Origin of the sequence: Glycomyces amatae, assembly GCF_020991375.1 — a bacterium.
GTDB lineage: Bacteria > Actinomycetota > Actinomycetes > Mycobacteriales > Micromonosporaceae > Glycomyces > Glycomyces amatae.
The window spans coordinates 1-12,728 of record NZ_JAJLQZ010000014.1; the positions used below are offsets into that span (position 1 = coordinate 1).

Genomic DNA, 12,728 nt, shown 5'->3' on the forward strand with positions numbered 1-12,728 from the left:
TACCCCCCTGTACCAGTGAACCTGAGCGGAGCTGACCATGCTGGCACCGACACCGAACGTCATCCTCGGGCCTGACGCCGCAACATTCGACCGTGACGCCTTGGACACGGTCACGGCCGCTTTCCACGCCACCGGATACACGCTTGCGCTCCGCGAACGCGCCATTGACGACCCCGTAACGCGCATCGACTTGCCACACCCTACCCGTGCGACCGTGACCGTCTACCGCACCGGTGCCGTCGAGGAGTTCACCGAGGCCACCGCGCCGTTGCTCGCCGAATGCATCGCGGCGTTCGTCTACGACGAGCAGCACTCGACCGCGACCCGTGCCGTCACTAGGAGCCGCACATGACCGACCGTGAACTGGCCGCCTCTACGGCGCCGCTCCTCATCATGGACGTTGACGGGGTCCTGAACGCACCCCGGCCGCGTTGGAACTCGCGAGTGGAACGCCAGCATGTGCGCACCAGCGTCGGCGAGTTCAAGATCGCGTGGTCGCCCGCACTCATCGACTGGCTCCGAGAGCTACCGAAAGCGTTTGACGTCGACCTGTGGTGGCTGACCAGCTGGGGACCTGAAGTCGACAAGCTTGAGACGCTGTGGCAACTCCCGAGGCAGCACGCGTCCCGCGGTATCGGCACCGTACTGCCTTCCGCGCAGGTCGCTCAGGCCAAGCACGGCTTCGTCGCGGAAGTGATCGCCTCCGGCCGGCCCTGGGTCTGGTGCGACGATGAGGAAGCCATTGCGTTCGACGAACCCGGCATCGCCCCGCACGTGGCAATCCAGCCGAACCCGAAGCTCGGTTTGACACCGGACGACGCGAACCGGATTGAAGCGTTCCTGCTGGGACACCAGCAGTGACGCTGCCTGTGTCATCGTGAAGCGACTGATCACATGACGCACCTGAGCAGGACGAGCAGTGTCGGCAGGCGATATGGAAGGCTTCGGCGGGGCCCTGTCGAACCTGGATATTCTCAAGAACACGTGGGAGCTGGTCAGCGACGGCATGCTCGCGTATGCCACCACACGTATGGGCCGTCGCAGCAGCGCACCCGCCTATGGCAGCACGACGGATGAACGCTCGCCGTCGTCTCGGAGCATGACGTTGGTCCGGGGATCGGTACCCTCCTCGACCCGGGTGCGGTCATCGATGCCGTTCGCGACCAGTTCGGCATCGAATCCTCCGTGATCGAGCACCGCCCTGGCGTCGCCGGTGTGCGCGGCCTCTCGTACTCCTGGGTGCACATGCTCGGGCCCGGACAGTCGCATTGGACGCTGCTGGACGCCGACCGTCTCGGCCAGGCGCTGCCACCGCTGCTCGATGGGGAAGTCCCCGACTGGAACTAGGCGGGCGGGTTCACTGCGTGGCCGAGCCGCCGCGACTTGCCGTTTCAGCAGGTCAAGAGTGTGCAAGACCCGGTCATTCTCCATGAAGTGCGGGGCTGGTGCTACTTGAACACCAGCGGATCGCCAACCGCAGGTTTCACGCGATCAAGCGACAGTCTACCGGTGAAGACGAACTTCAACCGGAGCGTGTCATTTACCGACAACTCGATCTGCTCGCTTTCGCCAAGGCTGAACTTGCCTTCATATATGAGAGCGCCGTCGGCATAGATGTAGAACCCGACTTCTTCGTCGGCGCGGCTTGAATCCTCGAGCCCGAGCAATGCGGTGAAACGTGAGTAATCGCGGTTGAGGTCAATTTCGACGCTCGCTTCGGTTTCACCGGTGCATTGGAAGCATGAGCTGGATTCAAGATAGCCTGTCCGAACATCATTGCCGTTGATGCTGAAGCCGCCCGGGTCTCCTTTGACGTTCTCGGCGTCGACCCAGAATTCATTGTAGTTGTCGCCGGCAGTTGACGTCCCGGGATCGACAGGGGGTGTGGTGGGCGGGTCGGGACTGTTGGTGGGCGATTCTGGAGGCTCTTCGGTCGGTGTTGCCGAGGGAGTCGGCGCCTCAGTGGTGCTGTGATCGTCGATGTTCGTGACCTGGGCTGAGGGTTCCTCGGTTGTTGCGTCTTCGCTTTGGTCTGTGGAACTCGAAGAGAAGAAAGGGGCGGCGATTGCCACTACGACGCCCGCTGCGGCAAAGAGGACTCCCGCTTTGACCCAAAGTGAGTCCGTCGCGGTCGGTTGCTGTTCATTCATCTCTGCGACCGATGCGTTGCCCGGCGTGTGAAAGACATGGGGGCTCCTACCCTACTGAAGGACTGCAGGTCCTGACGAGCGACACACTGCCGGAGGGCACGACCTGGCCGTTGCTGGACAAGACGTATGACACACGTTCGCCGACTCGACGCAGTTGCGTCCATTAAGTAACGATATGAAAACTGAGGGCGACGGGGATGGTTTGCGGCAGCCCAGCGCGGCAACTCGAGCGAGACGGTAAGCAGCGCGACACCTGGCCGCGCATCATCGCGGGATGCCGCTGATGCCCATGTTCGTACCCGTGAGCTTCCATCCTGGCGCGAGCACCGTCGCTCCTGCCGGCACCGTGTAGACCGTGCCGTCCATCGCGACTGTATGCGTTGCGGTCTCCAGCCCCCGCCCACCGTCCGGTCGGTCGCGGTATTCGATGACGGCGACCGCTTGCGGTGCCGCGATAGCAGCAACGGACCCAGCGGTGGCCTCCGGTGCGAAGCGTGCGTTCCAGATGCCGATGAACGTGGTGCCGTGCCCGTACCAGGCGTCGTCACGGATCTCGATGTGGACGTCGTTGCGGGCGTTCCACTCGTCCAGGATCGCTCGCCCTGCGTCGGTGATCTGGTACGGCTGGTAGACGAGTACCGCTCGTTCGCCGGCTGGTGTCGACCAGTGGGTGAGGTGGCCGAATGTCGCGTCGCACAGATAGAACTGCGTCCCGTTGTGGCCGCATTCGCATCGCGACCGGCGATGTGAGGTCGGCCAGCAGACACAGTGCAAGACCGGTTGGCCCTGGCTACGCCGGAGACGATGTGACTCGGCCCAGGTGGTCAGAGCGGTCCGTGCCTGCACGTCCGTATTGGCGCTTGCGGGCCAGCGCAGCTGGTCGGCGTCGTCCCGGCTGAGGCCAATGGCAGTCCCGCGTCGGTCCAGGTCCTGAATGAGCGAGGCCTGTTCTGATGAATAGTGACGTCGACAGGTGCGGCTCCCGCTCTCGTCGAACTGGATCCCGGCTTGTGCGCCACGGGGGCAGCAGTGCTTCACCAGAGGCCTTCCGTTGATGTGACACGTCCGGTCTTTATTCTGCCGCTGTCGCAATTGCCGCGACCACGCCGGGTCGGCGGGGTTTCGAATCAGGGCCATGCGAGGGAACGTGATGGTTGCATTGGGTGTCACCCGCCGTCAGCGCCCAAACCGATGAGGGGACAGGACAGACGTTTCCGGCCACGAATCCCGATGCACAACATGTTCCCCCAGTGGCGGACTGATGTGATCTTGACGCAGTCAGCGGCGCTGCCTATGCTGCCAAAATGGGAGCGGAGTGTGAAACCGTCATTGCGGGGGCAGTGTCCTGCGGTGTGCAAGCGCAAGGGCGATGCCATGGGTGCGGTACAGCGTTCTGCGCGTCTCATCAGGGACGAAACGTCACGGAGTGCTCGGGATGCGCTGCAGCGCAGGCGCTCAAGGATGCTGAGCTTGTTGCGGCATCTCCGGAGGGACGTCGGCAGGCCCTCAAGGAAGGCATCGTCCAGGCGCTGCAAGCACTCGTTGACCTTGGCAACCGAGGATCGATACAGACCTGTTCAGCAGGGGATTCGGTGCAGCGTGAAGTCGTGACCGGGCGCGGCCTATTCAAGCGCACTGAACAGGTTGCGGTACCGCAGTACAACATCAACCGTAAGCCAAGCTGGCGAATTGGCATCCACCGAGTACAACTCGACAAAATCGAACGCGGTGACGTCGTGCACTTCTACGCTGACCGCGAAGTGGTGATCACGCCCGAATTTCGGCAAGTATTGAACGATGATGGATACTTCGATCCGGATGACGCCACCGTGACTGACTTTCGCTTCGATACCATTGACAAGCGCGACGGCGCCCCTACGTGGGTCCTGGGAGATTTCCTGCACCGGCAGTTCACTCAGGAAAGTAAGAACCAGCAGGTGCTTTCGATCCTGGAAGGGCATGTCGGCAACGACCGTTGACGCGTCGCTAGCGCCAGCCCGTCCACCAGAACTTGACCGTTTCCTCAAGGAGGCGCCCCCGAGTCTCCATGCGTCCATCGGACAGGTCCATGGCCCACGCGCCGATGCGCACCACCGGGTCTACGTCGCCGTAGGCGCCGTGCTGCCACGCCCAGGCCGCCCATGCCTTGAGCATGTACATGTTTTGGTCGGCGAGGTTTTGCGCAATGATGGGCCGCTGGTCGGCGTCAACAGTGCGGCGTCCGTAGCAGGCCGCCTCGAGCTCTCGCATGACGTTGAGCGCGACCGGGGGCAGCAGCAGGACTTGGTCGCGGCGTTCGATAAGGGACGTTTTCGCCATAGGGGTGCCGTCGCGGCGGCGTCCGTCGTACCGGTCGTGGTGCACCTTGCAGAGCGGGACCACGTTCCCGATGCCGTTGAAAGCCTCACCGAGCGCGTCGTACAAGAGTGTGACCATCCGCGGCAGCGGCTCGTCGTAGCAGGCGACCTGCTCGACCATGTGCTGATTCCAGTCGTCGGCGCAGAACGCTGCGATCGTCGAGCGCCAGTCCGTCAGGTGCGCGCATTCGATGACCGGCCGGTAGGACGTGTGGTTGCCCAGCAGGCAGACGGGCCCGAAGATGCGGTACATGAGTTTGCGCGCCTGTGTGTGGTCGGCGCGGCCCCAGGTGCGGTCACCGGAGGGGAACCGGGCTTGGATTGCTGCGGTCATCGCCGCGGCGGTGAGGTCGCGACGCCCCGCGGTGTCGGCGCGTGCGGGAACTGGCACGGGGCTGTGGTCGTGGAGCACGGTGGGCGTCAGTGCGGGAACCGTCATGTTGTCGATCGTGATGTCATCGAGGTGTACGCCGGAGAGGACCGCGATCGGTTTGCGATGGCGTGTGATGACCGCCGTGACGTCGTTGCGTTCGTGAGCGGTCCGGACGAGGGCGTTGAACGTCTTTCGCGCTTCGGCGACCGGCACGGTCGGCGTGACGTCGAGGCCGGGGAAGTCGCGGGCGGAGACGAGGAAGGCGACGACGTTGTCAGCGTCGCGTACGCAGATGTTGACGTGGAGGTTCTCGTTTTCGATTCGGTGCAGGAGGGCTGGCAGTTGCGCGGCAGTTTCGGAAACGGTGAAGGTCGGCACAGCACCACCGTACACGATGACCGCAAAAAATCAGAAATTGAGGTACTATTGAACTGCAAATTTGTGACGGCTGGGCAATGCCTCCCTGTGCAAAGCCTTCCGTGAGGAGACCTGTTGTCCTTCGACACTGCTGTGGACACGCACCGCTTGCGGCCGTCAGCGACACCGACCCGACCGCCACGAGCAACACGAGACTGGCTTCGGACCGTTCCGGTACGTCACCACACGCCGGGGGCCTAGACCTCCAACACGTCCCCGGCATTATGGGCGCCCCGAACCGGCCCCTGACGACGGAGCGCGCCCTGTCTGGTGGGCGCAGCGCTCCCGGGAAGCCTTCGGCGGTGAGGGCGGCATACGCTGGCGCCGCTACGCCGCTTCCATTGACCTCGACTCCCGCTGACGCAACACTGAACCGGTCCCGCGGACATGAGCGTGGACTACCGACACGTTCACCGATAGCCGCTCCGACTCGGACGACCTCGCGGACGCCGTCCCCACTGGCAGTAAGGAACCACTGCATATGCAGCATGAACCGCCGCACGATCCACACCTGCGATCGGAGACGTGGCATCCCATTGACGACGCGACACTCACGTACATTGCCGCGAACGGGCGCAGCGCAACCCGTCACGCCCGCGTGTGGGAACGCCCCGGCACTGGGGAACGCTACTGCGTTGTCACTGAGCGGCCCGACGATGAGGGCCCGTCGATCACGGACGCCGCCGCGGACGTGACCGCGACCGCGCAGGTATGGTGGGGCCCAGCCTGCACCGTCATCGAACACCATCCCGCCAGCGGCCCCGACAACCCCGAACATTTCGACGCTGTCGACGTGAACGCCCGCGGTGAAGCGACCTGGCGCAGGCTCGACGCGGACGCCCTCGCCGCCGCACTGCCAGACCTGCCCGCGGCGGCGACGACGCACACCGGTCCCGAAGGGAACCGTGACGATGCCTAACCGGGACGACGAACGGTCGCTGTCGAACATTGACATTCTCGAAGGCACCTGGGTGCACCTGGAGGACACGACCTTCACGTACACGCCAGGGTTCGGCACGCCGATCCGTCGCCGTTTGCAAGTGTGGGCGGGCCTGAGCAACTGGCGACTCGCTGTCGTCACCGAACCCGGCGACGGGCCCACGGTCGCCGCCGCCCCCACCGCCGCCTTCCGGGCACTGCGGGAACAGTACGGGCCCGACATCGCCCTCATTGAGGACCACCCGCCGGCGCTGGCGCACGGATTCGCGACACCGTACCTGTGGCTCCTTGAAGACGGCGCCGGCGGCGTGTTCTCGATACCGTTCGCTCCCACCGACCTTGAACGCGCACTCCCGGGACTGTCCGAGTCAGGGGCCGACGATGACCGGTAGCACCGCTGCGCAACGGGAGCCGCGCCTCAGCGACATCGACAACGACACGTGGGTCCTCGCCGAGGACACCATGCTCACGTACTGGCCTGCCCTGGGCCGGGAGGTCCAGCGGCGCCTGCGCGTGTGGACCGGGACCGGTCCGTGGACCATCGCTGTTGTTACCGAACCTGACCAGGGCGGCGACGGCCCGCTATCGGCGCGACCCCAGCAGCCGCGCTCCAAGCAGTGACGCAGCGGTACGGGCCCGCGACGCTCCTGTTCGACGACTATGAACCCGCCGGTGAATCCTGCACGCAACCGAGTCGGTACGCCTGGGTGGTCAACGGCCGCAACGGCCAGTTCCGGGTCGCGTTTCCGCCCGCGCAACTGCGCACCCTACTCCCCGGCCTGCTGGAGGTCGCCCGCTGATGGGCCGCATCCTGATCAAACCCGAACCCGGCGTGGACTGCTACGCCATGTACGCCGAGATCGTCGACGGCTTCGTTGCCTACGGCACCCGCGAGGCCTTCCTGCAGGTCCCACGCGGGAAGGATACGGACTGGCTGGCGAAGCAGCATCGCCTCCTGGACCGCGTCGACGCGTTCGGCACGTCATCACACGCCTACAACGAACCCGGGCACATGGGCTGGCGCGACGACGTGATCCTCATCCGCGACGGCGGCACCGAACTGCGGCGACTTCCCCGATCTGCGGTGCGTGCCTACCTGGAGGCCTCCCGGACCGACCCGGCAGGCGCGTTCGCCGCACTCGAACGCGACCTCGACGAGGACGCGGAGCCGATCCGGTCGCACACGATCGAAACGCTTCGCGCTTCTTACGCTGCAGGCAACTGACGCCGCGGTGACCCGGTCAAGGTCGCGCCGTCGCGCCACCAGTAATAAAGAGGCGACCGCCATGCCGGACATCATCCTGTAAGTCAGCGCCTACGACGACCTCGCCGAGCACCTTACTGGCGCCGGCGGCTGCGCCTACCGCCACTACGACGATATCGAGAAAGCCGGAGCGGACGCCCCGTTCACCAGCGTGCACGACGACCGGGACGCCATCCGTGTCCGCTACGAACACCCTGACACGACCCGAAACCGTGCCGTGAAACTGCTGTCCGTGGACGTCGTGGGCCGGACCGCAACGGCCCGGTCCATTCTCACCTTCGCGACGCACCCGGGTTAAAACGGGAACCACCTGCGGAAATGTCGCCCCAGTACGACAACATAGAGGGACACACCAATCCTCCAGAAAGGAACCCGATATGGCTGGGGACACCACCATCACCGTCGTCGGCAACCTCGTCGACGACCCCGAACTGCGATACACGCCCTCCGGGGCCGCCGTCGCAAAGTTCCGCATCGCATCGACGCCGCGCACGTTCGACAAGGAGACGAACGGGTGGAAAGACGGCGAGGCCATGTTCCTCACGTGCTCGGTGTGGCGCCAGTACGCCGAGAACGTATCCGAGTCCTTGTCGAAGGGCACGCGCGTGATCGTCCAGGGCAACCTGAAGCAGCGCTCGTACGAGACCGCACAGGGCGAGAAGCGCACCGTGTACGAGATCGACGTCGAAGAAGTCGGTCCAGCGCTGCGGTTCGCGACTGCGACGGTGGCCAAGGCCGGTGCCGGCGGCCGGAAGGCACCGGGTCAGCCCGGAGCTGGTGACGCGGACGCGTGGGCGGCGTCCGCGCCGAGTGCGGGTCGCACGTTTGACGAGGACCCGCCGTTTTAGCCCGTCGAGCAGTGTCAGTGCGGTCGGGAATCGTTACCGGTACCCGGCCGCGGCATCGTCAATCCGTTGCCCGCTGACCGCTGGCAAGCAGTCAGCGAACGCACCGAAGGAGCCCATCGTGGCACGCGCGCAGCGGGTCGTGCGTTGCACGCTGCCCGGTCGCCCATGACCGACGAGAACCACACCCTCCTGGCGCTCATCGCTGCAACGGTCCCGATCGGGCCGCAGCAGGTCGCGACAGCCGACCTCACCGTCGTCGACGCGCCTGCGTGGGCGGTCGGCGCCGAAACCCAAGGCCGTGCCGCGCTCGCGAAGACCCCCGCGTCCGCCGTCGGGTTCGACCCGGGGCACACGCGTGCCTGACCGGCGCCACCGGGCGCACCTCGGGTCCATTCTGGTCGCGTGCACGTCTGTGATCGCCTCCCGCGCGGCCGTCGTTGCCGAGCACGTGCGGCACGCTATCGCGACACACACCCAGTGCGGCGGGGTCGGCGCGCATCACCGAGCGCGGGTGCGTGGACACGACCCGGTACCCGCTCACCGTGACGGCTTGTAGCGGCGCCGCGTGCTCGCTTCCCGTCAGCACGGTCGTCGCCAAGCGCGGTCGCCAGCGCGGCAGTGTCGACCTCCTCGGCGAGTGCGAGCACCTGCGCGGACTTGGCTTCACGCTTGGCGGAACCAGACGTCGAGTGTTGCGAGATCGCGGTGCGTGAGGCCTTTGGCGGCGTCAACGGGGTGGAGCAGGGCACGGCCAGGGTGGCGAGCGGCGACCCAGTCGATGTCCGCGCCGGTGATTTCGTCGTCGACCCACACGAACGGACGTCCACCGGCCCATGTGGTCAGCGCGCGCGTTTTCCAGTGCAGGTTCCACCAGCGGTCTTCGCGTTCGTCGGCACTTGAGGGTGCTGGCCAGCGCACCACCGGCAATCGAGGCAGCCCCAGCAGCGGCGCCAATACGGTATTGGCATGATCTTCCCAGGTTGTGGCCCAGACCAGCGCACATGGGAACCCGGTCAGTCGATCGCCCAAGGTGGGGTCGATTCCCGCGAGGTACGGCTCTGCGGCGGCCGTTGCCGCCTTGTTGCTGTTGTGCCTGCCGAAAGGAATCACGGTCCCGTCGACGTCGAGAAAGAGCAATGGTCGGTCGTCATCCTCAGTCATGTCCTCCTCGTCGTAGGTGCCCGGGGGCGGTCAACGCCCCGGCCTGGCTAGGCGGTCGGGATGCGACCACGTGATTGCGGTATGACGCACCACAGTCGGGCAACATTTCCGTCCAGAAGCGTTGCAGTGCAACATGAGTCGATATCATAGAGAGACCATAGTAGACGTCTAGAGACTCCGGAGCCAGTGATGAGCGATGCAGCTACGCCGTCTGCGACGAAGACGGCTGTCGCGGGGAAGTTGACTGGTGACGAGTACATGAAGCTCCTGGAACAGCGCCGGGACGCGTGGGAAGCCGCTCACCCCGCCCGTGAAGCCGTCCAGGCGCAGATTGAGCGCATCAAGCGAGACTTCCCCGGAGTGAACCCGGTCATCAGGTCTGACTGGAAGCCGCCGGTTGCGCTTCTGGAGTGGTTCATCGAGCCTGGTGACGAAAACCTGGTGGAACTCCCCGAACCGAAGCCGAAGCGCCAGCCGCAGCCGCGTGTGTACCGGTCCGCGGCATCCCTCCGAGAAGAACGGGACCGGCTCGCCTCGCGCCGTGCTGCGATCATCGGCATGGATGACGACGGCGACATGGCCATCGTGAACCTCTCGCCGTTCGCCCGGTCGAAAGCGGCCCGCGCCGCCGGCAGGCGACGCTTCGCCAAACTCGACCGCGACCTTGCACGCGTCGCGAGCCTGAACCGGCGCATTGACGCGCTGGACTTCCGGATCGCTGCCGCCGAAACGCGGGAAGCCCGAGCTGCGGCGAAGGAGCAAATGTGACCACTGAGGCCATGCCCGCGGACGCCGCTGACGTCGACCAGAGCCTCGCCGACGAACCCGTTCGGTGCCAGGACTGCGACGACGGGGAAGCGCCCGTCTGTGCCTGGTGTTGGATATGCGAACGGTGCATAGCAGGCCCAGGTGCGTGCGGTGACTCCTGCGATTTCCGGTGCACAGCAGCCGAAGCCGACCGGCAACGCATCGAGGACATCAGCGCCCGTCTCGCGGCTGCGACCCCAGGGCCGTGGCAGTACGAGCACGGCAGCGACCTCCACGGTGCTGATGAGGGCGCCGAGGTCCACTACGTCACCGATGTTGTTGCCATGGCCGACGACGACCCGCCGCTGTGCTCGTTCTACTCGCGAGCTGACGCCGAACTGGTCGCCGGTGCACCGGACGACCTTGCGTTCCTCCTCGGTCGCATTGCCGACCTCGAGACACGTTTGGGCAACGCGACCGCCAGCAGCGCGAACGAAAGGCACTGAACATGGGACGAATACTGCGGCGCGTGCCGCTTGATTTCGACTGGCCGCAGCGGCGGACCTGGCACGGATTCATCACACCCGCGGCGCTGCGCGAACAACCATGCCCAGGCTGCGAACGCGGGTACACCCCGGAAGCCGAGCGCCTGTTTGACCGCTGGTACGGACGAGCGCCGTTCGACCCTGCCAGCAACGGCAGCACACCACTCACCGCGGCGACTCCCGCCGTGCGCGACGCTGCGGAGCGCCATATTGCCGCTGCTCCCGACTACTACGGCGCGGACGACGCCGCCGTCGACCGTGAAGCCGAACGTCTCGCCCGGCTATGGAACCGCCAATGGCGTTACCACCTGACGCAAACGGACGTGGACGCGCTCGTTGACGCCGGCCGCCTCGTCGAGTTCACACACACATGGACGCCCCAGCACGGCTGGCGACCCAAGCAGCCGCTGGTGATGCCGACGGCGACGGCGGTCAACGCATGGTCGTTGCACGGGTTCGGGCACGACAGCCTCAACGCGGCCGCGGTCATCAAAGCCCACTGCGCCCGTGCCGACCTTGCGTTCTTGTGCGCCACATGTCAGGGACATGGCACTATCGAACAGTACGCAGGCCAGCGGGCCGCAACGGCAGCATGGGAGCCTGCGGCACCTCCCGCAGGCGACGGCTAGCAACTGTGGGAAACCATCTCAGAAGGCTCCCCCATCAGCCCCGTGTTCGCTACCGCAGACGCACTCGCCGCATGGATGGCCGCGAACGGTCACGCGTCCAGCGCCGCCGCCGCGCAGGCCTTCATCGCTGACGGCTGGGCGCCCACCGCCGGCACCGTCGGCGGGACCGCCCTATCCGGTGTCGAATGCATGGCCGCGACCACGCGAACGGGGACCGGTCGTGCCTGAACCTTCACGCTCCCTGCGCCTCGCCATCAGACTCGCACTACCGACCTGCAACTGAGAAAGCGAACCCCGGCATGACTGCCCTAATCCCCACCACCGTCGACGACCTGGAACGCCTCCAGTGCCTGCTGCTGGCACACACGGCCCGGCTCGCGCCCTGGCCCATCCACACGGCAGCCGTCACCGGCCCGACCATGGTCGCGTGGCACGCCGCGCAAGGCACCGTCCGCCTGTGGCTCGCGGACAGGGCCGCCACCACTGACCCCGAACATGCGTGGATAGGCCCGCTTCACGCTGCCGCGTGCGAGCACTACATCGCCGCCGGACTCATTGCCTACACGGCCGCGAACGTCAGCGCCGCAGCCGCAGACACGCTCGCCGCCCGTAGCTACAAGACCGCCGCGGACACGGACCCGGCAGTGCCCATGCTGGACGCATTGACCGGCCTCGCTGGTGACGTCGTCGCTGAACAGGCCGCCTCCCGGCTCGCCGCCAATTTTGACAACGGCACCTGGAAGACCGCGCTTGTCCAGCTTGCTGCGGCGTACGACGTGGCACCTGCATACGCGCTCGCCGCAACGGCCATTGAGCCTCATACCGGGGCTGTGGCCATGCCAGACGTCGATGACGCCCCGGTGAAAGCCCCGAAGATCGCCCCGGGCATCCTCGTGTAGCCCGCCCACTCCCAGCACGTCCGGTGACCTGTCGTGCCCACGTACGACAGGCCAACGGGCTTCCCATGCCACGCCGGGCCCGGCCAAGTGCAGCGCAGCAGAACGCACCCCGAGCGTCGGACCCACAAGGAATACTGGGCACTGCACCACCAACACCACTCCGAACGAAAGCGCACCCATGACCGCAGCGCAACCCCACGTCAACCCTTCACCCGCCCGCCACGACGGCACCGGCACGACCACAGTCGGGTCCCCGCTGTTCCTCGCCCCGCCACCCACCGACGACGCCAACACCGCCACGCTCACCGCTCAGGGCCACTCGCCTGCGAACGACGACAAGCCCAGAACACTGCCCATCTTGCGGTTCTCCGCTGGCAACTAACCATCATGGCCGGCGCT

21 protein-coding genes are annotated in these 12,728 nt (G+C 65.9%); 17 read left to right on the plus strand and 4 right to left on the minus strand.

Annotated features, from left to right (window positions below; all coding sequences use genetic code 11):
- The first annotated feature begins 37 nt into the window (after nucleotides 1-37).
- From LO763_RS19480 to LO763_RS19495, 4 genes are read left to right on the plus strand one after another with little or no spacing between them, the layout of a single operon-like run.
- Nucleotides 38-352 carry a hypothetical protein gene (locus LO763_RS19480; RefSeq protein ID WP_230787590.1) on the plus strand — a complete coding sequence of 105 codons (315 nt, stop codon included), beginning with the start codon at nucleotides 38-40 and terminating at the stop codon, nucleotides 350-352.
- On the plus strand, nucleotides 349-861 hold the full coding sequence (locus tag LO763_RS19485; RefSeq protein WP_230787594.1) for an HAD domain-containing protein: 513 nt from the start codon (nucleotides 349-351) through the stop codon (nucleotides 859-861). Before LO763_RS19480 ends, LO763_RS19485 begins: the two co-directional genes overlap by 4 nt.
- 58 nt (nucleotides 862-919) lie before the next feature.
- The gene (locus LO763_RS19490) at nucleotides 920-1,189 is read left to right on the plus strand and encodes a hypothetical protein (RefSeq protein WP_230787597.1); all 270 of its coding nucleotides are present in this window, start codon (nucleotides 920-922) and stop codon (nucleotides 1,187-1,189) included.
- Nucleotides 1,186-1,347 (plus strand): hypothetical protein, encoded by a 162-nt coding sequence (locus tag LO763_RS19495; protein WP_230787600.1) that lies wholly within the window; start codon nucleotides 1,186-1,188, stop codon nucleotides 1,345-1,347. Before LO763_RS19490 ends, LO763_RS19495 begins: the two co-directional genes overlap by 4 nt.
- 101 nt (nucleotides 1,348-1,448) lie before the next feature.
- Here LO763_RS19495 and LO763_RS19500 read toward each other — a convergent pair whose 3' ends face one another.
- Entirely contained in the window at nucleotides 1,449-2,150 is a 702-nt protein-coding gene (locus LO763_RS19500; protein WP_230787601.1) for an NPCBM/NEW2 domain-containing protein, read from the minus strand.
- A 264-nt stretch (nucleotides 2,151-2,414) separates the two neighbouring features.
- Nucleotides 2,415-3,287: a D-lyxose/D-mannose family sugar isomerase gene (locus tag LO763_RS19505; protein WP_230787603.1), complete on the minus strand. Its 873-nt coding sequence runs from the start codon at nucleotides 3,285-3,287 to the stop codon at nucleotides 2,415-2,417.
- Between the two features lie 167 nt (nucleotides 3,288-3,454).
- Here LO763_RS19505 and LO763_RS19510 point away from each other — a divergent pair, with 167 nt between their 5' ends.
- On the plus strand, nucleotides 3,455-4,129 hold the full coding sequence (locus LO763_RS19510) for a hypothetical protein (protein WP_230787605.1): 675 nt from the start codon (nucleotides 3,455-3,457) through the stop codon (nucleotides 4,127-4,129).
- Nucleotides 4,130-4,136: 7 nt separating this feature from the next.
- Here the strand turns inward: LO763_RS19510 and LO763_RS19515 are convergent, their stop codons facing one another.
- Nucleotides 4,137-5,258: a type II toxin-antitoxin system Phd/YefM family antitoxin gene (locus tag LO763_RS19515; protein ID WP_230787607.1), complete on the minus strand. Its 1,122-nt coding sequence runs from the start codon at nucleotides 5,256-5,258 to the stop codon at nucleotides 4,137-4,139.
- Between the two features lie 520 nt (nucleotides 5,259-5,778).
- On the opposite strand from LO763_RS19515, the gene LO763_RS19520 reads away from it, so the two are divergent.
- The 7 genes from LO763_RS19520 (at nucleotide 5,779) to LO763_RS19550 (ending at nucleotide 8,711) form a co-directional block, all read left to right on the plus strand.
- Complete coding sequence (locus LO763_RS19520; protein ID WP_230787609.1) at nucleotides 5,779-6,216, plus strand: hypothetical protein; 438 nt, start codon at nucleotides 5,779-5,781, stop codon at nucleotides 6,214-6,216.
- Nucleotides 6,209-6,628, plus strand: coding sequence for a hypothetical protein (locus LO763_RS19525; RefSeq protein WP_230787611.1), 420 nt, complete (start codon nucleotides 6,209-6,211; stop codon nucleotides 6,626-6,628). The genes LO763_RS19520 and LO763_RS19525 overlap by 8 nt, the downstream gene beginning before the upstream one ends.
- Nucleotides 6,618-6,857, plus strand: coding sequence for a hypothetical protein (locus LO763_RS19530; RefSeq protein WP_230787614.1), 240 nt, complete (start codon nucleotides 6,618-6,620; stop codon nucleotides 6,855-6,857). The genes LO763_RS19525 and LO763_RS19530 overlap by 11 nt, the downstream gene beginning before the upstream one ends.
- The gene (locus LO763_RS19535; RefSeq protein ID WP_230787617.1) at nucleotides 6,854-7,036 is read left to right on the plus strand and encodes a hypothetical protein; all 183 of its coding nucleotides are present in this window, start codon (nucleotides 6,854-6,856) and stop codon (nucleotides 7,034-7,036) included. The genes LO763_RS19530 and LO763_RS19535 overlap by 4 nt, the downstream gene beginning before the upstream one ends.
- The gene (locus tag LO763_RS19540; protein WP_230787620.1) at nucleotides 7,036-7,461 is read left to right on the plus strand and encodes a hypothetical protein; all 426 of its coding nucleotides are present in this window, start codon (nucleotides 7,036-7,038) and stop codon (nucleotides 7,459-7,461) included. Before LO763_RS19535 ends, LO763_RS19540 begins: the two co-directional genes overlap by 1 nt.
- Before the next feature lie 416 nt (nucleotides 7,462-7,877).
- A complete protein-coding gene (locus LO763_RS19545) occupies nucleotides 7,878-8,348 on the plus strand; it encodes a single-stranded DNA-binding protein (protein WP_230787622.1) in 471 nt (156 codons plus the stop codon).
- Between the two features lie 165 nt (nucleotides 8,349-8,513).
- Complete coding sequence (locus LO763_RS19550; protein WP_230787624.1) at nucleotides 8,514-8,711, plus strand: hypothetical protein; 198 nt, start codon at nucleotides 8,514-8,516, stop codon at nucleotides 8,709-8,711.
- Between the two features lie 300 nt (nucleotides 8,712-9,011).
- Here the strand turns inward: LO763_RS19550 and LO763_RS19555 are convergent, their stop codons facing one another.
- Entirely contained in the window at nucleotides 9,012-9,509 is a 498-nt protein-coding gene (locus LO763_RS19555; protein ID WP_230787626.1) for an HAD domain-containing protein, read from the minus strand.
- 189 nt (nucleotides 9,510-9,698) lie between these two features.
- Here LO763_RS19555 and LO763_RS19560 point away from each other — a divergent pair, with 189 nt between their 5' ends.
- The 5 genes from LO763_RS19560 to LO763_RS19580 all read left to right on the plus strand — a co-directional run bounded on the left by LO763_RS19560 (nucleotide 9,699) and on the right by LO763_RS19580 (nucleotide 12,711).
- Nucleotides 9,699-10,277 carry a hypothetical protein gene (locus LO763_RS19560; protein WP_230787627.1) on the plus strand — a complete coding sequence of 193 codons (579 nt, stop codon included), beginning with the start codon at nucleotides 9,699-9,701 and terminating at the stop codon, nucleotides 10,275-10,277.
- Nucleotides 10,274-10,762: a hypothetical protein gene (locus tag LO763_RS19565; protein WP_230787628.1), complete on the plus strand. Its 489-nt coding sequence runs from the start codon at nucleotides 10,274-10,276 to the stop codon at nucleotides 10,760-10,762. The genes LO763_RS19560 and LO763_RS19565 overlap by 4 nt, the downstream gene beginning before the upstream one ends.
- Nucleotides 10,763-10,764: 2 nt before the next feature.
- Complete coding sequence (locus tag LO763_RS19570) at nucleotides 10,765-11,430, plus strand: hypothetical protein (RefSeq protein ID WP_230787630.1); 666 nt, start codon at nucleotides 10,765-10,767, stop codon at nucleotides 11,428-11,430.
- Nucleotides 11,431-11,729: 299 nt separating this feature from the next.
- Entirely contained in the window at nucleotides 11,730-12,329 is a 600-nt protein-coding gene (locus tag LO763_RS19575; protein ID WP_230787633.1) for a hypothetical protein, read from the plus strand.
- Nucleotides 12,330-12,507: 178 nt separating this feature from the next.
- Nucleotides 12,508-12,711 (plus strand): hypothetical protein, encoded by a 204-nt coding sequence (locus LO763_RS19580; protein ID WP_230787636.1) that lies wholly within the window; start codon nucleotides 12,508-12,510, stop codon nucleotides 12,709-12,711.
- Nucleotides 12,712-12,728: the final 17 nt, after the last annotated feature.